The following is a 20666-nucleotide window of genomic DNA, read 5'->3' as shown; positions in this document are numbered from 1 at the left end:
CGTGCTTAAACCACTCCTCGATCCCGATGTCGCCGACGTCGCCCCGGATGCGCCAATCCTGACCGGCTATGACGAGGAGCGATTGCTCACCTATATCCGCCTGCTCGACGCCGCGGCCGAAGATGCGGATTGGCGTGAGGTCGCCAAGATCGTTCTACATATCGATCCTGAGCAAGAACCGGAACGCGCATTCAGGTCGTGGGAGACGCATCTAGCCCGCGCCAGGTGGATGACGACGAGCGGCTATCGATATCTCCTGGCGGGCGGTGCCCCGCACTAAGCGGCTTCTGTAGTTCGCCGTGCTTTGCTGAATCAGCACAGCGGTTTGCTGACTCTTCAACTACCCAATGTTCCTGTCGCCCCAGATGCTGGTTCCGAAGCCCGCCGCCGAATGCGGCCAGCTGGAGAGGACTTGGCACATTGCAAGGTGATTGGACCGATCCAGCGGCCTACGCGCTCATGCAAGGCTACGAGCCAGCAGAGTTCGCTGCCGAGTATCTGATCCGGAACGACGCCTTCGTCGCCGAGTGCGGACAGCTTTCCTCACATCTCCCAGGTTCCGTAGAACCTGTTGGTCCACCCGACTTCATCGCTCGTTGGGGCGCGCGATTTCAGAGTCACCGGTGACGGGCTTCCGTTAGCTGCGAACATCGTCTGGGCGGAACAGGCCTCGCCGCGCGTGTTGCGCGCCACGCAAATCCGGTCGCTAGTCAGCCCTTCGCATCAGGCTGTTCAACTTTCCAGACTCAGCGGCGCCGCCGTTTGGAAAACCGACGAGCTGCATATTCTTTGGCCGGCATCGACCGGGACAAATAATCTCGTCACAGACCTCCGCAACGGCGCGACCGAATTCAACGCCATCGTCCTGCCACTCGATGCGGCATTCGAGACACGGCTCGACGCCGCGCGCCGGTTCTGGCGCGCACTCAACGGGCGGCCACTTGGTCCGGCCTATGGCGCGCTGCCGAAGCAAACCAAGACAAGGCACGCTCTCAATCTGCGCGCTCATGACGCCCGTCGCGCAAGGGCCACCTACCGCGAGATTGCGGAGGTGCTTTTGTCACGAGAGCCGATCGCGCCTCGAGATTGGCGCGATCATCATCTCCGACACAAGGTTCGGGCGATCCTGCGACGGGCAGATCGTCTTGTGGAAGGTGGTTACCGCGACCTTCTCTTCTATCCTCACAGCCGCAGCCGAAAATCCGACAGCTGAAGTTCTTCTTCGCAGGGGCAGCAAAAACACATCCCCCGATGTTTGCCCTCCCTCGCTTTTCCTCAATTCGGCCATCGTCCGTTTCGCGCGTCCCGGCAGGCCAGGACGACAGCAGAACCGAATGGAGATCAAGCGATGTCGAAGGGTCCCGTGGACGCGCCCCAAAAATACCTGCGAACGAAGGAGGCAGCGCCAATCGTCGGTCTTTGCGCTCGCACGCTGGAAAAGCACCGGACCTACGGCACCGGTCCAAAGTACCGAAAGGTCGGCGGGCGCGTCCTCTACGACATCGATGACCTTCATGCCTGGATCGAGCTCGGCGCGCGTACCTCCACCAGCGATGCGAACGCGACCTTTGTTCCGCCTGCCAAGCCACATGCCGCCCGCGCGCCGGCCTATGCCGACCGGCGCGATCGCGTCTCCTGATCTGCGGTGCAAGGAAAATGGAGCTTCGCTCGATCGATCAGGGTCAGCTTGATCTGTTCCACGCGCGCGCCAGCGTTATCACGGCACGCGACGCGCAGGATCTCATGTCGTGGCCGTTCTTCTCGCTGGCCAAATCCCGCCGGGTGACACCGATCGATTTTCGTATGGGCGAGGTCTCGATCCGCGTCGAAGCGACGGTCGAACATGGCATGGCGACGATCTGGGATGCCGACATCCTGATCTGGGCTGCCAGTCAGATCGTCGATGCACGAGACAACGGCCTTCGCACGTCGCGTCTGATGGCGGCCACGCCCTATGAGATCCTTGCCTTTATCGAGCGTGGCGATTCCGTCCATAGCTACGACAGGTTGAAGGCCGCGCTGGACCGCCTGCAATCGACGACAGTCGCCACGTCTATCCGCCAGTCGTCCGAGCGGCGGCGGCATCGCTTCTCCTGGATCAACGAATGGAAGGAGCGGATAGACGGCAGCGGGCGCCCGCTCGGCATCGAACTCATCCTGCCCGACTGGTTCTATGCGGGTGTTCTGGACGATGCCTTGGTCCTCACTATCGACCGCCAATATTTCGGGCTTACAGGTGGCCTGGAGCGCTGGCTCTATCGGCTGGTGCGCAAGCACGGTGGCCGCCAGACCTATGGCTGGAGCTTTGATCTCCGCCATCTCCATCTGAAATCCGGCAGCCTGTCGCCTTTCAAACGCTTCACCTTCGAGCTGCGCGAGATCGTCCGTCGGCAGCCGCTGCCCGGCTACCGGCTGGCACTCTCCGTCGATCCCGACGGTCGGTCACGACTGAACTTCCAACTCAACCCGGTCAATCCATTTGCGAGCGCCAGCGCAACGCCGTGCGCGCCACGTGGCCGCACCACTAGGGCTGTGAAATGACTGTGGACAGGCCCGTGCTATCAGGAACCGCAACTCCCGTGCCATCAGGAACCGGATTCCCGTGCTATCAGGAACCGGAATCGGCCTTAAGTCCTTGCGACGATTGCCGAACTCGCTCCTCTAACTTTCCTAACCGAGAATCCTTCGGATTCTTTCTAACGGAAAGCGCTGATCCACGAGGCTGGGGACAACAGCGGAGCCACGATCTTTCGGCCAGGCCGAGAATAATCGATGTCGGTTGTTCCTCGCGGGGCACGACTGATTTCTCTGCCCCTCGTTTCGCCATGCTGACTGCCGACCTCCGGTTACGGGGGCCAGTTTGAGCAATCTCACCCACGTCGAACTGGTGTGGCTGAAGAAGCGGATCGAGAACTATATCCGGTTCGGTAAGGTTGCTTCGAACAGGACTATCGACCGCAGTCGTCGTGTCGTCTCCTTCAAACCCGGCAGCATCTTCGCCTTCGTTCGCTGGACCGCGAACGATTTCGGCACCGTCGCTTCCCGCATCGATATCCTGCGCGCTGTTGCCAGCGGCGAGCGCAGCTCGACTGTCGCCTATGTGCGACCTGGCGCCGACATCCTGCTTACAGCTACCGGATGGCCGAACGTCGAGAAGGTGCTGAAGATCATCGACGCTATCGAAGCGATCGGCATCGATCCCATTGATGTGTCGCCGGACTACTGGCGGCATGCCCACAGCAGGCTCGCCGCGCGCGAGGCGCCCAGGTCCTACACTCGCCAGCGCCATGAGGCATGGCTCCTCCGCCGCCGAGTTGAGCCATGAGCATGCGCGCAACGATCATCGTCGCGATGTTCGGCGGCGCGGTCCTCGTCGCCGCGCCGGCATGGATCGACCATCGACCGAAGTTGATCTGGAACGCGTCAGCAAGCGTCCCAGTCGGGCTCTACCGCGTCGAGCCGGTCGACCGGATCGGCGTTTCCGACATCGCCGTCGTCATCCCGCCCAAGCCACTGGCGGATTTGCTTGCCCAACGCGAATACCTGCCGAACGGCGTGCCGTTGCTGAAGCATGTGTTGGCACTCGGAGGCACGATGGTGTGCCGGCGAGGCGGCTCCATCATCGTCTATGGCGTGGCCTTTGGACGTGCGCTGGATCGTGACAGTCGTGGCCGGCCGCTGCCCGGCTGGCAGGGCTGCCGCATTATTGCCGATCGTGAAGTCTTCCTCATGAACTGGAACTCGGCTGACAGCTTTGACGGCAGGTATTTCGGCCCACTCCCGTTGACCTCGATCATCGGTCGCGCGGTCCCGGTCTGGACCAACGACCGCATTTCGCCGGTACCGGATGATTCCGGCGAACCGGATCGCCGCGAGCCGTGACGGCTCGCACCCACCCTCACGAACGCTCATGAAAGGAGCAACGCAATGGCCCAGATCGGCACCTTCACTCGCAACGACGACGGCTTCTTCGGAAACATCTCGACGCTGATGCTCGACGCGAAACTCGCCATCCTGCCTGCCGAGAAATCGGACGCAGAAAACGCGCCAGACCATCGCGTCTTCTGCGAAGGCATGGAGATCGGCGCGGCGTGGGATCGCACCGGCGAGAAAGCTGGCGCTTATCTTTCTGTCTCCATTGACGATCCGTCCTTCACGCAGCCGATCCGCGCCAATCTGTTCCAGTCCGATGCCGAGAAAAGCGTCTGGCACCTGCACTGGAGCCGGCAGTCGAAGCGCGACGAGCGAGGCTGATCGGATGCTCCGATTGCGCTCCAGCGGCCTTTCTGCGTCAAACCCTTTGATCGATCGGGCGCCGGTCAAACCCTTCGACCCGATTGCCTGTAAGGCGGCCGCCGCGCGCAGCGAAGGTCAAGGGCGGCCGGACGCTTCCGTGTCGCTTTGGACGCCCAAGATGTCGTGGTTTGCGGCAAGCAAGTCCGGCCGGCGAAGCCTTGCCCTTGACGGAAGCGGGCACGGTGGCAGGCTGCAGGCGCGTCGGGATCGTGGTGCAGGTGCTTTTATCTGCCGAGGCATTGCAGCGCTGTCTGCAAGCGTCATGCTCGCCCTAACGGCGTCTATTGTCTGTGCTGGGCCTTCCGCGCATCGTGAGCGGCCGGCGCACTCCAGCAGTACCATCTCGTCCGCTGATCCCTGGTCGGCGCATATCCGGGAGGCGGCCAAACGCTTTGCCATTCCCGAGCGACTACTTCGCGCCGTCATGCATGTCGAGAGCGTTGGTGATGTTCATGCGGTGTCGAGCAAAGGCGCAATGGGCTTGATGCAGATCATGCCGGCGACATGGGAAGAACTGCGCGCCAAGTACCGGCTCGGTGACGATCCTTATCAGCCGCGCGACAACATTTTTGCAGGTGCAGCGTATCTGCGCGAGATGCTCGACCGCTTCGGCCGCAACGGCTTCCTCGCTGCTTACAATGCCGGTCCTGGGCGATACGAAGAGCATCTTGTTACCGGCCGGCCGCTGCCGCGTGAGACGATCGACTACGTCAGGAAACTCGCGCCGCTGATCAATGGTTCAGTTCCCATTCCGATCCGCGCACGGCAAGGAACGGGCAGGAAGGGCGCACTCGAACCGGCGATTTTCGCGCACGTCGTGAACACACGGAATGGCTCAGCCTCGCAAGGCGAGCGCGAGACCGATTTTCCCGTCGAGACCGTGTTCACGGCGATCAAGCGGCCCAGCAAGCGATCAGCGATTGACGGAGCTGTCACCGATCTGACGGCATTCGAACCGCAGCCGGATAGCTCGTCCGATAGAGATGCATCGGCGCCGAAACCCGTTGTGGATGGTCTGTTCATCCAGCGCCCTTCCGTGGCAGCGCCATGATCACAGTATTCTTGGTCAATCGCATTGAGGCCCGCTCCGTCGCAGAGATTGCGGTGGGAAGGTTGGTTTCTAGGGAGAGCGAAGAGAGATGGCGAGATAAAAGGCCGCGAGGTGCGGCGTCGATCGGTTGTGTTATTTCAATAGGTTATACTGCATTTCCGCGAGGTGCTAACAGGTGGCGTACCGCGCCGGAACACCGATTTCCCTGTGATTTCCATGCCTTAACACGATGTTCGGGGCCTTCGCCATGACCAGCGAGGATGGTTTCCGCATCCGGCCTGGCCGTATCCGCTCGTCCAGCGTCCAGCGCGCCAGGCCCTTCATCTCGCAAGCGCTTGCCGCCGCCCAGAAGGCCGGCGCCCGTATCTCACGCTCAGGCCGGATCAGTCCGGGCAATCGCTCGACCTTCGGGCGTGGCCGCTCGGCGAGCGTGCGCGCCAATCGTCTCCTCACCAGCCGCTCGCGAACCGTGATCATCAAGACGCGGCTAGTGCGCCATCACGCGCGCGGCGCCCCGCTTGCCGCCCATCTATCCTATCTGCGCCGCGAGGGCGTCACCCGTGACGGGGAGAAGGCAAGGCTGTTCGGGCCGGAGATCGGGGAGGTGGATGGCGGTGCTTTTGCCGCGCGGTGCAGCGATGATCGGCACCACTTCCGCTTCATCGTCTCGCCGGAAGATGCCGTCGACATGGCGGATCTCAAATCCTTGGCCCGTGATCTGATGGGCCAGATGGAAAAGGACCTCGGCACGAAGCTCGATTGGGCGGGCGTCGATCACTGGAACACCGACAACCCGCACCTTCACATCATTTTGCGCGGCCACACTGATGACGGGCAGGATCTCGTGATCTCGCGCGATTACATCAAGGAGGGGATGCGCGCCCGCGCCGCCGATCTCGTTACCCAGGAACTCGGCCCGCGCACCGATCTCGACATCCGCCGCAATCTGGAGCGCCAGGTCGAAGCCGAACGCTGGACCCAGCTTGACCGGCAACTTGTTCGCGATGGCCGCGACACCGGCGTTGTCGATCTTGCGTTCCCGGCGAACGCTCAGCCCGACGAGTATCACGTGCTGAAGGTCGGGCGGGTGCGCAAGCTCGAAACTCTTGGCCTTGCCGAACAGGTCGGCCCGGGCCAATGGATGATCGACGACAAGGCCGAGGCGACGCTGCGCGAGCTTGGCGAACGCGGCGATATCATCAAGCGGATGCACCGCGCCCTGACAGAACAGGGCATCGAGCGCGGATTGGCGAATTATGTGCTGGCGGCGGAGCGCCTCGACACGCCGATCGTGGGTCGGTTGGTCGACCGCGGCCTCGATGATGAGCTGAAGGGCAGTGCCTACGCCGTGGTCGATGGCACCGACGGCCGCACACATCACATCAAGCTGTCCGACCTCGACGCCGCGGGCGATAGCGCTCCGGGTTCCATCGTCGAACTGCGCAAGTTCCATGACGCGCAGGGACATCCGCGCGCAGCACTCGCTGTCCGTTCCGATCTCGATATTGAGCGGCAGACCACCGCCGCCGGCGCAACCTGGCTTGACCGCCAGAATATCGCCCGCGAACCGATTGCGTTGTCGGAAGGCGGCTTCGGCGCCGAAGTACGGCAGGCGATGCAGCGCCGTGCCGACCATCTCGTCCAACAGGGCCTCGGCGAGCGGCATGGCCAACGCACAACCTTCACCCGCAACCTGATCGGCACGCTACGTCGCCGCGAGTTGGAGGCGCTCGGCCAAAAGCTCTCGGCCGACACCGGCCAGCCCTTCAACCGCGCCCGCAGCGGCGAGTTTGTGACCGGTTCCTATCGGCAACGTTTCCTGCTCGCCTCCGGCCGCTTCGCCATGATCGATGACGGCCTCGGTTTCCAACTGGTGCCCTGGACGCCGTCTCTGGAAAAGCATCTTGGCCGCCACGTCTCTGGCGTCGCTCGCAATGACGACGCCATCGACTGGAGTTTTGGCCGCAAGCGAGGCCTCGGCCTCTAACCTCATGTTGAAGAAAGGACCGCTCTATGTCCGCCACCAAGATACTCTGGGGCCAGATCCTCGCGGTCGTCGCGATCGTGCTTTTCACGACCTGGGGCGCGACGGAGTGGGTGGCCTGGCGCCTGGCGTTCCAGCCCGAACTCGGCAGGCCATGGTTCCGTGTCCTGGGCTTTCCGCTTTACCTCCCGCCGTCCTTCTTCTGGTGGTGGTATGGCTTCGATGCCTACGCGCCGTCGATCTTCGTGGAGGGAGCCTTTATCGCGGCGTCCGGCGGTTTCGCCTGCGTCGCCGTCGCCATCGGCATGTCGGTCTGGCGGGCACGCGAGGCCAAGAAGGTCGAGACTTACGGCTCTGCCCGCTGGGCTGACAAGCAGGAGATCAAGGCAAGAGGCCTTCTCGGCTCCGACGGAGTGGTGCTTGGGCGATATGATGGCGCCTATCTGCGCCATGACGGGCCGGAGCACGTGCTGTGCTTTGCGCCCACACGTTCGGGCAAGGGCGTCGGCCTTGTTGTCCCGACACTGCTGACCTGGCCGAGCTCCGCGGTCGTCCACGACATCAAGGGCGAAAACTGGCAACTCACCGCGGGCTTCCGCGCCAGGCATGGCCGTGTCCTGCTGTTCGATCCCACCAATCCGAAATCCTCTTCCTACAATCCGCTGCTCGAGGTGCGCCGTGGCGAATGGGAAGTCCGTGACGTTCAGAACATCGCCGACATCCTGGTCGATCCCGAAGGCTCGCTCGAGAGGCGGAACCATTGGGAGAAAACCAGCCATGCCCTGCTGGTCGGCGCGATCTTGCATGTCCTCTACGCGGAGAAGGACAAGACGCTTGCCGCCGTCGCCGGTTTCCTCTCCGATCCAAAGCGTCCGATCGAATCGACGTTGTCGGCGATGATGAAAACGGCGCATCTGGGTGAAGCCGGTCCGCACCCGGTCATCGCCAGCGCGGCACGGGAGCTCTTGAACAAATCCGACAACGAGCGCTCCGGCGTGCTGTCCACCGCCATGTCGTTCCTTGGCCTCTATCGCGATCCTGTCGTGGCAGAGGTCACGCGCCGCTGCGACTGGCGCATCACCGATCTTGTCGACGACAAGCATCCGACGACACTCTACCTCGTCGTGCCGCCGTCCGACATCAACCGGACCAAGCCGCTTATTCGCCTGATCCTCAATCAGATCGGTCGCCGCCTTACTGAAGATCTCCAGGTGAGGGCGCAAGGGCACCGGCTGCTCCTGATGCTTGACGAGTTTCCGGCGCTTGGCCGCCTCGACTTCTTTGAGTCGGCGCTCGCCTTCATGGCCGGCTACGGGCTGAAAAGCTTTCTGATCGCTCAATCCCTCAATCAGATCGAGAGGGCGTACGGCGCCAACAACTCGATCCTCGACAACTGCCACGTCCGGGTAAGCTTTGCCACCAATGATGAGCGCACCGCCAAGCGGGTGTCCGACGCGCTTGGGACAGCGACCGAGATGAGGGCCATGAGGAACTATGCCGGCCACCGGCTGTCGCCGTGGCTCGGTCATCTCATGGTCTCCCGCTCCGAGACGGCTCGCCCGCTGCTCACGCCGGGTGAAGTGATGCAACTGCCGGCCACCGACGAGATTGTCATGGTCTCGGGTGCGCCGCCGATCCGCGCCAAAAAGGCGCGCTATCATGAAGATGCTCGCTTCCGGGAACGTATCCTGCCGCCACCGGTGCTGACGGCGGCGGCAGAGGAGGGGAGGCCCGACGACTGGACGAAACTGCCTCTGCCTTCCCGTCCGCAGATTGCTGAAGCGACGTCGGCGCCGTCGGCCACGGATGACGACACAACTGATTCCGAGCGTCGTCGGCAACCTGAGCTCAGTCGCGTCGAGCAGGTCGTGAAGCCTTCGACCGAGAACGAATTCGAGATCGATCACCTGGACGACGTGGAGGACGAGGTTGCCCGCAACCGTCGACTGACGCGTCTGATGCAGGGCATTGCGCGACAGGCGTCGCTCGACCCCGGCGACGGCGTGGATATGTGAGGCTCCCATGGTAAAGCCACCCCGCAAACAACGCCTGTCCGTCTATCTCGATCCGACGGTCATGAGCAGGCTGGCCGAACATGCGGCGCGCCGTGATTTTTCACGGTCGCTCGTCGCGGAGGCGGCCATCGAGTCGTTCCTCTCACCCGATGCCGCCGAGCGACAGGAGGCGGCGATCACCAAGCGGCTTGACCAGCTCGATCGCCGTATGACACGCCAGGAGCGCGATGTCGCAATTGCCGTGGAGACGCTCGCCGTTTTCGTCCGCTTCTGGCTGGCGACAACACCGGCTTTGCCCGAGCCAGCGGCGCAGGCCGCCCATGCCAAGGCGGGCGACCGCTATGATGCATTCGTCACCGCACTCGGCCGGCGCCTGGCCAGAGGTCCAAAGCTTCGGCAGGAGATCTCCGAGGACATTGATGGCGGTCTGGACACACACCAGCCCGGCATGCCCTTGGGCTAAATGGCCGTGAGCGATGTCAGGATTTTTCGTTGAAAATTATAGTCTGTATGCTATAAGGCAAGGGAGAATGAAAAACCAAAAGCCCGCAGTATGGATGGGGTCGTCGAAGGGCGACCTGCGCGAGTTTCCGGTCGATGTTCGCCGGTTGATGGGTGTCGCAATCAACGACGCTCAGAATGGTGAGGAGCACCCGGCTGTCAAAGCCCTGAAAGGCTTTGGCGGCCGCAGCATCCTCAAGGTGGTCGACGACTTCGACGGAGATACCTACCGGGCCGTCGATGCCGTGCGCTTTGCCGGGGTGATCTACGTGCTTCATTGCTTCCAGAAGAAGTCGAAGAAGGGCAGGGAGACACCCAAGCACGAAATCGATCTCGTGACAGTGCGATTGAAGGCGGCCGAGGCGCACTACCGCGAAAACTATGGGAAAGGAACAAAGTCATGACAGAAGACATCACCGCCGAAATGAGCAGCGGCAACGTGTTTGCGGACCTCGGCTTTGACAATCCCGAAGAGGAATTGCTGAAAGCCAAGTTGGCCCGCGAGATCCGCGCCATTATCAAGCGCCGGCGCCTGACCCAGGCGAAGTCGGCTGAACTGCTCGGAATAAAACAGCCCGACGTCTCCGCTATCGCCACCGGGCGCACGGGTAAGTTTTCAATAGACAGGCTGGTTCGCTGTCTGGACCGGCTCGACTACAAGGTCGACGTGGTGGTTCGCCACAAGCCTCGACGGTCAGCTCGTGCTGAGGCCGCTTGATCAGACGGCTTTGCCGCCGAGCGGACAATTGATTTTCCAGGTTTGGATGGGCGCCACCGCGACCAGGACGGTAGGATTAGGAAAAGCATGGGAACACGAAGGTGGACACCCTTCGTCAGACCTACGGCGACAATTTCGCAGCCGGGATTCGCAGCGACGCGAAGCTATCGACGGTGTTGCAGCGCGCCGGCGTCGGCTCTCTAAGCCAGTACCTAAAGCAGAACAAATAATCGTCGCCTTGCGCCGTTTACGTCGGCACCGCCGATCGCCTGTATTTGCACGCCACGCTACTACGCCTCGATATAGGTGTTGAAACCACTCGAGATGTGGCTCTCTTAATCATCCCCGTCCAGGGGTCGCCCATGTCCCCCGGATCTAAACGGGGACAGGATGGCAGCTTCGCCTCACAATTCAGAAGGTCTGGCGCGCGGCGCACGTATGTTGCGCACAGCGCTCGGACCTGCGATCGCGAGCTATCTCGACGACGCGGGCGTCGTTGAAGTGATGCTCAATCCGGATGGGCGCTTGTGGATCGATCGCCTGTCCGAGGGGTTGTCCGACACAGGAGAGCGTCTGTCGGCGGCCGACGGCGAGCGCATCGTTCGCCTCGTCGCTCATCATGTCGGTGCCGAAGTCCATGCCGGCGCCCCACGCGTCTCGGCCGAGCTGCCCGAGACGGGGGAGCGGTTCGAGGGGCTTCTTCCTCCCGTCGTCGCGGCGCCCGCCTTCGCGATCCGCAAGCCCGCCGTCGCCATCTTCACTCTCGGAGATTATGTCACGACCGGAATCATGTCGGCGCAGCAGGCGGACGCGCTGCGCCAGGGCGTTGCCAACCGTGCGAACATCCTCGTTGCAGGCGGCACATCCACGGGCAAGACCACGTTGATCAACGCGCTGCTCGCTGAAGTGGCCAAGACCGCCGATCGCGTCGTCATCATCGAGGATACGCGCGAGCTGCAATGCGCCGCGCCAAATCTCGTGGCAATGCGCACGAAAGACGGCGTCGCGTCGCTCTCCGATCTCGTTCGTTCATCGTTGCGCCTGCGCCCCGACCGCATTCCGGTCGGCGAGGTGCGTGGGGCCGAGGCGCTCGAACTGTTGAAGGCATGGGGCACCGGCCACCCCGGCGGCCTTGGCACGATCCACGCCGGCACCGCCATTGGCGCGCTCCGGCGGATGGAGCAACTCATCCAGGAAGCCGTCGTCACGGTTCCACGCGCGCTGATCGCCGAAACGATCGACCTGGTTGCCGTCCTTTCCGGCCGCGGCTCCGCGCGCCGGCTGTCCGAACTCGCCCGTGTCGATGGCCTGTGCCCCGACGGCGACTACCGGGTCGCGCCTGCTGTCATCGAGAGCGACGACATTCCGACCTTGCTGATCCAAAGCCCTGAAGGAGAAAATCCGTGATCCAACGCCTGCGCCTCGCGCGCCATCGTCTCGCCATGACAGTTTTCGTTCCCACGCTCGTCCTGGGGATGGCCGCGCCCGCTTTTGCCTCCGGCTCGTCGATGCCGTGGGAACAACCGCTGCAACAGATCCTCCAGTCGATCGAGGGCCCGGTCGCCAAGATCATGGCGGTGATCATCATCATCGTCACGGGCCTGACACTCGCCTTCGGCGACACGTCGGGCGGCTTCCGCCGGCTCATCCAGATCGTGTTCGGCCTGTCCATCGCTTTCGCGGCGTCGAGCTTCTTCCTGTCGTTCTTCTCGTTCGGCGGCGGAGCGCTGGTCTGATGGCGGGTTCGGTCGAACAGAGCGGGTCAATGCCGGACTACGCAGTGCCGGGTTATGCGGTCCTCGTGCACCGCGCGCTGACCGAGCCGATCCTGCTCGGTGGCGCCCCGCGCGCCATTGCCATCCTGAACGGGACGCTTGCGGGCGCCGTGGGGCTGGGGCTGCGTCTGTGGCTCGTCGGCATCGCCATCTGGGCGATCGGCCATGTTGCCGCCGTCTGGGCCGCCAAGCGCGATCCGCTCTTCGTCGACGTCGTTCGCCGGCATCTGCGCATCCCCGCGCATCTCACGGTCTAAGCGAGGTCGCGCCGATGATGAACCTTGCCGAATATCGTAACCGTAGCAGCCGGCTCGCCGACTTCCTGCCCTGGGTGGCATTGGTCGGCGCCGGCGTCGTCCTCAACAAGGACGGCAGCTTCCAGCGCACCGCGCGCTTTCGCGGTCCCGATCTCGACAGCGCCGTTCCGGCCGAACTGGTTGCCGTCGCCGGCCGCCTCAACAATGCCTTCCGCCGTCTCGGCTCCGGTTGGGCGATCTTTGTCGAGGCGCAGCGCCATGCCTCGACCCGTTATCCCGACAGCAGCTTTCCGGATGCGGCCTCGACGCTGGTCGACGCGGAGCGCAAGGCGGGCTTCGAGGAGGCTGGCGCGCATTTCGAGTCCAGCTACTTCCTGACGCTCACCTATCTCGCGCCCGCCGAAGATACTGCGCGAGCGGAAAGCTTGCTCTACGAAGGCCGCGAGAAGAGGGGCCTCGACCCCAATGCGGTGCTGACCGGGTTCACTGACCGCAGCGACCGCGTCCTGCGCCTTGTCGAAGCCTTCATGCCGGAGTGCCGCTGGCTCGATGACGCCGAGACGCTGACCTATCTGCATGGCTGCGTCTCGACCAATCGTCACCGTGTCCGCGTTCCCGAAACGCCGATGTATATCGATGCCATGCTGGCCGACCAGCCGCTGACCGGCGGGCTAGAACCGCGGCTTGGCGCGTCGCATCTGCGCGTTCTCACGGTCACGGGGTTCCCGACCGCGACCACGCCGGGTCTGCTCGACGAACTGAACCGGCTGGCCTTCCCGTATCGCTGGTCGACACGCGCGATCCTGCTCGACAAGACCGATGCGACCAGGCTGCTGACAAAGATCCGGCGTCAATGGTTCGCCAAGCGCAAATCGGTCGCCGCGATCCTCAAAGAGGTGATGACCAACGAGGCGTCCGTCCTCTTGGACACCGACGCCGCAAACAAGGCCGCCGATGCCGACATGGCGCTGCAGGAACTCGGCGCCGACTATGCGGGCATGGCTTATGTCACCGCGACGGTGACGGTTTGGGACGATGATCCCCGCATCGCCGACGAAAAACTGCGCCAGGTCGAAAAGGTCATCCAGGGCCGCGATTTCACGGCGATTATCGAAACCATCAATGCCGTCGACGCCTGGCTCGGCAGCCTGCCGGGTCATGTTTACGCCAATGTCCGTCAACCTCCCATCTCCACGCTTAATCTCGCCCACATCATCCCGCTTTCCGCGGTGTGGGCGGGGCCGGAACGGGACGAGCATTTTGCAGCGCCCCCTCTGCTCTTCGGCAAGACCGAAGGCTCGACCCCGTTCCGGCTTTCGCTTCACGTCGGTGACGTCGGCCATACACTGATCGTCGGCCCGACCGGCGCCGGCAAGTCCGTGCTGCTGGCACTGATGGCGCTGCAGTTCCGCCGCTATGCAGGGTCACAGGTATTCGCCTTCGATTTCGGCGGCTCGATCCGCGCTGCCGCACTCGCCATGGGTGGCGACTGGCATGATCTCGGCGGCGATCTCAGTGATGGGGCGATCGACAGCGTCAGCCTTCAGCCGTTCGCCCGCATTCATGATGTCCCGAGCGTGCCTGGGCCGCCGACTGGATCGTGGCGATCCTGACGCGGGAGAACGTGGCGATCACGCCTGAGGTCAAGGAGCATATCTGGACGGCGTTGAGCTCCCTGGCCTCCGCGCCTGTCGAGGAGCGCACCATCACCGGTCTGGTCGTCTTGCTGCAATCAAATGATCTCAAGCAGGCACTGCGTCCCTATTGCGTTGGGGGTCCCTACGGCCGCCTGCTCGATGCCGAGCGCGAACATCTCGGATCGGCGTCGGTCCAGGCATTCGAAACCGAAGGACTGATCGGAACGGGTGCTGCGCCCGCCGTCCTGTCCTATCTCTTCCATCGCATCGAGGACCGGCTCGATGGCTCGCCAACCCTCCTCATCATCGACGAAGGCTGGCTTGCGCTCGACGATGACGGTTTTGCCGGCCAGCTCCGCGAATGGCTAAAGACGCTGCGCAAGAAGAACGCCAGCGTCATCTTCGCCACGCAGTCGCTCAGCGACATCGATGGTTCCGCGATCGCGCCCGCGATCATCGAGAGCTGCCAGACCCGGCTTCTGCTGCCGAACGAGCGCGCCATCGAGCCGCAGATCACGGCAATCTACCGCCGCTTCGGCCTCAACGATCGGCAGATCGAGATCATCGCGCGGGCAATGCCGAAGCGCGACTACTACTGCCAGTCCCGTCGCGGCAACCGGCTGTTCGAACTCGGCTTGTCGGATGTGGCACTCGCGCTTTGCGCCGTATCCGCGAAGACCGACCAGGCCGCGATCGCCCACATCGTCGCTGAGCACGGCCGCGAAGGTTTCCTCGCTGCCTGGCTCAACCACCGTGGCGTCGGCTGGGCCGCTGAACTCGTTCCCGCCCTAACCAGCCCCGCCCTCACCAACCCCGCCCTCACCAACAAGGAGAAGTCCCCATGAAACTGCGCCGTTCCCTTAGCATGCGGCTCGCTGCTGCCCTGCTTGTCGCTCCGGTCACCCTGGCGCCAATGCTGGCGACGCCGGCACACGCCTTCATCGTGTTCGATCCGTCGAACTATTCGCAGAACGTCCTGACGGCAGCGCGCTCGCTCGAGCAGATCACCAACCAGATCACCTCGCTTCAGAACCAAGCGCAGATGCTCATCAACCAGGCCCGTAATCTCGCCAGCCTGCCATTCTCCTCACTCCAACAGCTCCAACAGTCCGTGCAGCGCACGCAGCAATTGCTCGGCCAGGCACAGAACATCGCTTATGACGTCGAGCAGATCGATCAGGCCTTCCAGCAGAAATACGGCAACGTCTCGCTGTCGGCTTCGGATCAGCAACTTATCGCCGACGCGCGCTCGCGCTGGGGCAACACGGTTGGTGGCCTTCAGGATGCCATGCGTGTGCAGGCGGGCGTCGTCGGCAACATCGACACCAATCGCAGTGAGATGTCGGCGCTGGTCGGCCAGAGCCAGGGTGCGACGGGAGCGCTTCAGGCAACACAAGCCGGCAACCAGCTCCTCGCGCTTCAGGCGCAGCAACTCGCCGATCTCACCGCGGTCGTCGCCGCGAACGGTCGGGCGCAGGCGTTGCAATCCGCTGAGCAGGCCACGGCCGCCGACCAGGGCCGGGAGCAGCGCCGCCGCTTCCTGACGCAGGGCTCGGGCTACCAGCCCGGCAGTGCGCAGATGTTCTATGGCAAGAACTGAGGCCGGCTCGATGGATGGCAAGATCTTCGCTCGCATCGGCGCAGTCGTCTTCATCGCGATCGCTTTGACAGTGACCGCGATCGAGATGAGCAGCAAGGACGATGAGCCTGAGGCCCTTGCGACGCGGGACCGTTTCATAGCGCCACAAGACCCGCTCGCGTCCGAATTGCGCCGCTGTTCCGGGATCGGCGAGGCCGGCCCTCGCGATCCCGGCTGCCTGAAAGCGTGGGCAGACAGCCGGCGCCGGTTTCTCGGCCAACGTGACTCTGCAACCGCGCCTGCTGCCGTTGCCCCGACTACGCTGTTTCCGAATGCAGCGGGGTCAGCCGACCGGAAAGAAGGGGAGCGGACGGATGTGACCGCTCCTGAGATGCAGGTCGAGCCGCCCCGGCCGGAGGCTCGCTGACATGGGCGGCATGGGCGTCATCGACCATTTCCTCGAAGTCTTCACGCGCTACATCGACAGCGGCTTCGGCCTGCTCGGCGGCGAGGTCGGCTTCATCGCCACAACCCTGATCGTCATTGACGTGACGCTGGCGGCGCTCTTCTGGTCCTGGGGGGCGGACGACGACATCATGGCGCGCCTCGTCAAGAAGACGCTGTTCGTCGGCGTCTTCGCCTATCTCATCTCCAACTGGAACAATCTCGCCCGCATCGTCTTCGAAAGTTTCGCCGGGCTTGGCCTGAAGGCCTCGGGTACGGGTTTTACCGTCAACGATCTCATGCGCCCGGGCAAGGTGGCGCAGACCGGGCTCGATGCCGGCCGGCCGTTGCTGGACTCGATCTCGAACCTGATGGGCTATTGGTCCTTCTTCGAGAACTTCATCCAGATCGCCTGCATGTTCTTCGCCTGGGCGCTGGTGCTGCTCGCCTTCTTCATCCTCGCGATCCAGCTTTTCGTCACGCTGATCGAGTTCAAGCTGACGACGCTCGCCGGTTTCGTGCTGATACCCTTCGGTCTGTTCGGCAAATCCGCGTTCATGGCCGAGCGGGTGCTTGGCAACGTCATCTCGTCCGGCATCAAGGTGCTGGTGCTCGCCGTCATCATCGGCATCGGCTCGACTCTTTTCTCCGAGTTCACCGCAGGCTTCAGCGGCAACACGCCGTCGATCGACGACGCCATGGCGATCGTGCTGGCCGCGCTGTCGCTGCTCGGCCTTGGCATCTTTGGACCTGGCATTGCCAACGGCCTCGTCTCCGGCGGCCCGCAACTCGGCGCGGGTGCGGCAGTCGGCACCGGGCTAGCCGCCGGCGGCATGGCAGCAGTGGGTGCGGCGGCCGCCGGCGCAGGCGTGTCCGGAGGCGCGGCTGTCAGCGGCGGTGCTGCAGCGGCCGCCCGTGGCGGTGCCGCCATGGCGGGCAGGGCATCCACAGCCTACGGTCTCGGCGCGGCGGGACAGTCAGGTTTTTCCAGCGTTGCATCCGGGCTCGGCGGTGTCATCAGCGCCGGTGCCCAGGGTGCCATCTCACCGCTCAAGCGCGCGGCCAATAATGCGGCCGGCAGCATGAAGCACAGCTACCAGTCCGGCGCTCGCGCTGCCTTCGAGACGACGGGCGGATCATCCACCGCTGGCACAATCGGCGCGAACGCCCCCGAAGCCGGCTCCGCTCCCGTCGCGTCCTCCGCAACCGAAAGTCATCCCGCCTGGGCGAAGCGCATGAAGCGCTCGCAACAGATGACCCATGGCGTCCAGGCCGCCGCTCACGCCGTTCGCAGTGGCGACAGCCATGGCGGCGGCTCCTCGATCAACCTCTCCGAAAGAGACTAGGCATGTTCAAACGACCGTCCACGCACTACGGCAGATCCCCACAACCCGAGACGCCCTACCAACGCGCTGCCCAGGTCTGGGACGAGCGCATCGGTTCGGCTCGCGTGCAGGCGCGCAACTGGCGCACCATGGCCTTCGGTTGCCTGGCGCTCGCCGCGGGGTTCTCGGCCGCGCTCATCTGGCAATCCGCCAACGGCTCGATCGTGCCTTGGGTGGTGCAGGTCGATCGTCTCGGCCAGGCGCAGGCTGTGGGACCTGCGGTCGGCGACTATCAGCCGAACGATCCGCAGATTGCCTTCTACCTGGCGCACTTCATCGAACAGGTGAGGTCGATCCCCGCCGATCCGGTCATCGTGCGGCAGAACTGGCTGCGGGCCTACGACTTCGCGACGCAGGGCGGGGCGCTGGCTCTCAACGACTATGCGCGCGCCAATGACCCGTTCACCAAGGTCGGCAAGCAGCAGGTCGCCGTTGATGTGTCGTCGGTCATCCGCGCATCGCCGGTGAGCTTCCGAATCGCTTGGGTCGAACGCCGCTATCAGGACGGCTCACTCGCTTCCACGGAGCGCTGGTCCGCCATCCTCACCATTGTCGTCCAGTCCCCGCGCGACGCTGATGCGCTGAGGAAGAACCCGCTTGGAATCTACATCAACGCCATCAACTGGTCGAAGGAGCTTGGACAATGATGCCCGCACTCTGCAAAGCCGCCCCCTGGGGGCGTCCGGCTTTCCTCATCCACTCAATGCCGGCCTTCCGCAAAATGGCCTTTCCAGCACTTCTGCTTTTGACATCGGCGCTTGCGGGCTGCGCCACCAGGCAGAAGCCGCCGGAGATTTCCTATGACGATCCGGTCCCGGCCGTGCAGGCCGTCGATCCGCCATCGCCCGTCAAGGTGGTGGAGCTGTCTAAGCCGCTGCCGCTTCCCGGCCAGTTGAAGCCGGTCGGCAAGGCCGCAAAGCCCGACCCGGAACCGACCGATCCGGCCGCGCGCGTGAACTTGGCCAATGCGGCCGCGCGCGTCCAGCCTGTCCGCGACGGCTTCATCAACTCGATGCAGGTCTATCCCTTCGTCGATGGCGCGCTCTATCAGGTCTATGCATCGCCGGGGCAGATCACCGACATCGCGCTGCAGCCCGGCGAGCAGCTCGTCGGCTCCGGTCCCGTCGCCGCCGGCGACACCGTGCGCTGGATCATCGGCGATACCGAGAGCGGTACGGGCGGCGCCAAGCAGGTCCACATCCTCGTCAAGCCGACGCGCGCCGACCTTCTCACCAATCTCGTCGTCAATACCGATCGGCGTACCTATCACATGGAACTGCGCTCGACGCCGTCGACCTATATGGCGTCGGTCTCCTGGCAATACCCGCAGGACCAGCTCATCGCCTTGCGCAGGCAGAACCAGCAGGCCGAAGCGGCGCAGCCGGTCTCGACGGGCATCGATCTCGCTCGTGTGAATTTCCGCTACCAGGTGACAGGCGATCGCGCACCGTGGCGGCCGCTGCGCGCCTTCGACGATGGCAAGCAGGTGTTCATCGAGTTCCCGCGGGGCATCGGCCAGGGCGAGATGCCGCCACTCTTCGTGGTTGGGCCAGAAGGCGACACGTCCGAGCTGGTCAACTATCGCGTGCGCGGCAACTACATGATCGTCGACCGGCTGTTTGCCGCCGCCGAGTTGCGCTTCGGCGCCGGCAAGAACCAGCAGCGTATCCGCATCTCCCGCACCGATGGGGTAAGGAGCACTCGATTTTCCTGGATGCGTGGCCCTAGTGAGACCCCGCCAGCGACGTACCTCCGAACAGACAGGGGAGGGTCGTCATCATGAGCGACAAAATGGATCCCGGGAAGGAAGAAGGCCGGGGGCCAATAGATGATGCAGAAAGGGTGTGGCCAGCCGAAGATCACGCCCGTCCGTTGACAGGCGAGCCGGCTGCGGCCATGCGACTGCGCGCCGAGCCGCCGCGCGTAACACGTTTGTCTCGCAGGGCGCTGGCCGCACTGGGCCTCGCCACAAGCCTGACTGTCGGCGGCGCGTTGATTTATGCGCTGCAGAACCGTCAGCAAGGCCAGGGTCAGGAGCTCTATTCAACCGACAATCGTTCGACGCCCGATGGGCTTGCCGGCCTGCCAAAGGACTATGCGGGCGTTCCAAGGCTTGGCCCACCGCTTCCTGGGGATCTCGGCCGCCCGATCCTCAACGCGCGGAATGGCGGCCCAGCGCCAGCGACCGGACCCGTTGGACCGGACCCGGAGGAGCAGCGCCGGGAGCAGGAACTGGAAGCGGCGAGGACCGCGCGTCTGTTCGCGTCCACGCAAACGCGGCCTGCGGGTGAGGCTACGGCCGTTCAGTCTACAACAAGCACCCCGCCACAGCCCGACCTTTCCAGCCTTGGCCTTGCGCCGCAGCCTGCGACGCCGTCGGCGAAGGACCAGCAGCGCGCGTTCCTCGATCAGCCGCCGGACAAGCGCACCGTCTCGCCTGATCGCGTAGCGGCGCCGGCGTCGAAAAACGTCCTGCAGGCGGGCGCCGTCATTGCAGCCGCCCTCATCACGGGCATTCGCTCCGACCTGCCGGGTCAGATTACCGCGCAGGTGACAGAGAATGTCTATGACAGCCCCACCGGCCACATCAATCTCATTCCACAGGGGACGCGCCTCATCGGCCAGTATGACAATGGTGTCGGCTTCGGCCAGCGTCGCGTGTTGCTGGTCTGGACCAGGCTGATTTTTCCTAACGGCCGCTCCATCGTTCTGGAACGTGAGCCCGGCGCGGACGCCGAGGGCTATGCTGGCCTCGAGGACGGCGTCGACTATCACTGGGGCGAGTTGTTCAAGGCTGCAGCACTTTCCACGGTTCTGAGCATCGGCGCGCAGGCAGGCTCATCAGGCCAGGAGAGCGACGTCGTGCGCGCTCTGCGCCAGGGCGCCTCGGACAGCATCAGCCAGACCGGCCAGCAGATCGTCCAGCGGCAGCTCAACATAGCGCCGACGCTCACCATCCGACCGGGATTCCCGGTGCGCGTCATCGTCACGCGCGATCTCGTGCTCGAACCTTACGGAGGTTGA

The 20666-nt window shown here is 63.8% G+C and carries 23 protein-coding genes and 1 pseudogene; all 24 read left to right on the top strand.

Annotated features, from left to right (window positions below; all coding sequences use genetic code 11):
- Position 1 precedes the first annotated feature (1 nt).
- The 24 genes and pseudogenes from NLY33_RS00490 (at position 2) to NLY33_RS00375 (ending at position 20666) form a co-directional block, all read left to right on the top strand.
- The gene (locus NLY33_RS00490) at positions 2 to 280 is read left to right on the top strand and encodes a DNA -binding domain-containing protein (protein ID WP_023707926.1); all 279 of its coding nucleotides are present in this window, start codon (positions 2 to 4) and stop codon (positions 278 to 280) included.
- A 179-nt stretch (positions 281 to 459) separates the two neighbouring features.
- Entirely contained in the window at positions 460 to 627 is a 168-nt protein-coding gene (locus NLY33_RS29445) for a transcriptional regulator domain-containing protein (protein WP_353620310.1), read from the top strand.
- Positions 572 to 1213 carry a DUF2285 domain-containing protein gene (locus tag NLY33_RS00485; RefSeq protein WP_023707925.1) on the top strand — a complete coding sequence of 214 codons (642 nt, stop codon included), beginning with the start codon at positions 572 to 574 and terminating at the stop codon, positions 1211 to 1213. Before NLY33_RS29445 ends, NLY33_RS00485 begins: the two co-directional genes overlap by 56 nt.
- Positions 1214 to 1348: 135 nt before the next feature.
- A complete protein-coding gene (locus NLY33_RS00480; RefSeq protein WP_023707924.1) occupies positions 1349 to 1639 on the top strand; it encodes a helix-turn-helix transcriptional regulator in 291 nt (96 codons plus the stop codon).
- 17 nt (positions 1640 to 1656) lie between these two features.
- Positions 1657 to 2541, top strand: coding sequence for a replication initiator protein A (locus NLY33_RS00475; RefSeq protein WP_023707923.1), 885 nt, complete (start codon positions 1657 to 1659; stop codon positions 2539 to 2541).
- Positions 2542 to 2860: 319 nt separating this feature from the next.
- Entirely contained in the window at positions 2861 to 3325 is a 465-nt protein-coding gene (locus NLY33_RS00470) for a DUF2840 domain-containing protein (RefSeq protein WP_023707922.1), read from the top strand.
- Positions 3322 to 3882, top strand: coding sequence for a S26 family signal peptidase (locus NLY33_RS00465; protein WP_023707921.1), 561 nt, complete (start codon positions 3322 to 3324; stop codon positions 3880 to 3882). The genes NLY33_RS00470 and NLY33_RS00465 overlap by 4 nt, the downstream gene beginning before the upstream one ends.
- Before the next feature lie 45 nt (positions 3883 to 3927).
- Positions 3928 to 4254, top strand: a complete 327-nt coding sequence (locus NLY33_RS00460) for a DUF736 domain-containing protein (RefSeq protein WP_023707920.1) — start codon at positions 3928 to 3930, stop codon at positions 4252 to 4254.
- A 4-nt stretch (positions 4255 to 4258) separates the two neighbouring features.
- Positions 4259 to 5347: a lytic transglycosylase domain-containing protein gene (locus tag NLY33_RS00455; RefSeq protein ID WP_198020335.1), complete on the top strand. Its 1089-nt coding sequence runs from the start codon at positions 4259 to 4261 to the stop codon at positions 5345 to 5347.
- Between the two features lie 247 nt (positions 5348 to 5594).
- On the top strand, positions 5595 to 7334 hold the full coding sequence (locus tag NLY33_RS00450; RefSeq protein WP_023707918.1) for a relaxase/mobilization nuclease domain-containing protein: 1740 nt from the start codon (positions 5595 to 5597) through the stop codon (positions 7332 to 7334).
- 26 nt (positions 7335 to 7360) lie between these two features.
- Positions 7361 to 9346, top strand: a complete 1986-nt coding sequence (locus NLY33_RS00445; protein WP_023707917.1) for a conjugal transfer protein TraG — start codon at positions 7361 to 7363, stop codon at positions 9344 to 9346.
- A gap of 7 nt (positions 9347 to 9353) precedes the next feature.
- A complete protein-coding gene (locus tag NLY33_RS00440) occupies positions 9354 to 9809 on the top strand; it encodes a ribbon-helix-helix protein, CopG family (protein ID WP_023707916.1) in 456 nt (151 codons plus the stop codon).
- Between the two features lie 67 nt (positions 9810 to 9876).
- Positions 9877 to 10251, top strand: coding sequence for a type II toxin-antitoxin system RelE/ParE family toxin (locus tag NLY33_RS00435; protein WP_023707915.1), 375 nt, complete (start codon positions 9877 to 9879; stop codon positions 10249 to 10251).
- Positions 10248 to 10565: a helix-turn-helix domain-containing protein gene (locus tag NLY33_RS00430; protein ID WP_023707914.1), complete on the top strand. Its 318-nt coding sequence runs from the start codon at positions 10248 to 10250 to the stop codon at positions 10563 to 10565. Before NLY33_RS00435 ends, NLY33_RS00430 begins: the two co-directional genes overlap by 4 nt.
- A gap of 390 nt (positions 10566 to 10955) precedes the next feature.
- Complete coding sequence (gene trbB / locus NLY33_RS00420; protein WP_023707913.1) at positions 10956 to 11972, top strand: P-type conjugative transfer ATPase TrbB; 1017 nt, start codon at positions 10956 to 10958, stop codon at positions 11970 to 11972.
- A 35-nt stretch (positions 11973 to 12007) separates the two neighbouring features.
- Positions 12008 to 12301 (top strand): TrbC/VirB2 family type IV secretion system protein, encoded by a 294-nt coding sequence (locus NLY33_RS00415; protein WP_050590880.1) that lies wholly within the window; start codon positions 12008 to 12010, stop codon positions 12299 to 12301.
- Positions 12301 to 12597 (top strand): VirB3 family type IV secretion system protein, encoded by a 297-nt coding sequence (locus NLY33_RS00410; protein ID WP_023707911.1) that lies wholly within the window; start codon positions 12301 to 12303, stop codon positions 12595 to 12597. The genes NLY33_RS00415 and NLY33_RS00410 overlap by 1 nt, the downstream gene beginning before the upstream one ends.
- A gap of 14 nt (positions 12598 to 12611) precedes the next feature.
- A pseudogene (trbE, locus tag NLY33_RS00405) lies at positions 12612 to 15079 on the top strand (conjugal transfer protein TrbE).
- Complete coding sequence (gene trbJ / locus NLY33_RS00400; protein ID WP_023707910.1) at positions 15076 to 15834, top strand: P-type conjugative transfer protein TrbJ; 759 nt, start codon at positions 15076 to 15078, stop codon at positions 15832 to 15834. The pseudogene trbE and the gene trbJ overlap by 4 nt, the downstream one beginning before the upstream one ends.
- 10 nt (positions 15835 to 15844) lie before the next feature.
- On the top strand, positions 15845 to 16240 hold the full coding sequence (gene trbK-alt, locus NLY33_RS00395) for a putative entry exclusion protein TrbK-alt (RefSeq protein WP_023707909.1): 396 nt from the start codon (positions 15845 to 15847) through the stop codon (positions 16238 to 16240).
- A gap of 1 nt (position 16241) precedes the next feature.
- Positions 16242 to 17603 carry a P-type conjugative transfer protein TrbL gene (gene trbL / locus NLY33_RS00390; RefSeq protein ID WP_023709643.1) on the top strand — a complete coding sequence of 454 codons (1362 nt, stop codon included), beginning with the start codon at positions 16242 to 16244 and terminating at the stop codon, positions 17601 to 17603.
- 2 nt (positions 17604 to 17605) lie between these two features.
- A complete protein-coding gene (gene trbF, locus NLY33_RS00385) occupies positions 17606 to 18289 on the top strand; it encodes a conjugal transfer protein TrbF (protein ID WP_023708414.1) in 684 nt (227 codons plus the stop codon).
- Complete coding sequence (gene trbG, locus NLY33_RS00380) at positions 18286 to 19425, top strand: P-type conjugative transfer protein TrbG (protein WP_023708413.1); 1140 nt, start codon at positions 18286 to 18288, stop codon at positions 19423 to 19425. Before trbF ends, trbG begins: the two co-directional genes overlap by 4 nt.
- Positions 19422 to 20666 carry a TraB/TrbI/VirB10 family type IV secretion system protein gene (locus NLY33_RS00375; RefSeq protein ID WP_023708412.1) on the top strand — a complete coding sequence of 415 codons (1245 nt, stop codon included), beginning with the start codon at positions 19422 to 19424 and terminating at the stop codon, positions 20664 to 20666. The genes trbG and NLY33_RS00375 overlap by 4 nt, the downstream gene beginning before the upstream one ends.

The sequence above is a fragment of the Mesorhizobium sp. C432A genome (assembly GCF_030323145.1).
Lineage (GTDB): Bacteria > Pseudomonadota > Alphaproteobacteria > Rhizobiales > Rhizobiaceae > Mesorhizobium.
Note: the sequence above shows the minus strand (reverse complement) of the source record. Positions and strands in the feature narration are given on the sequence as shown.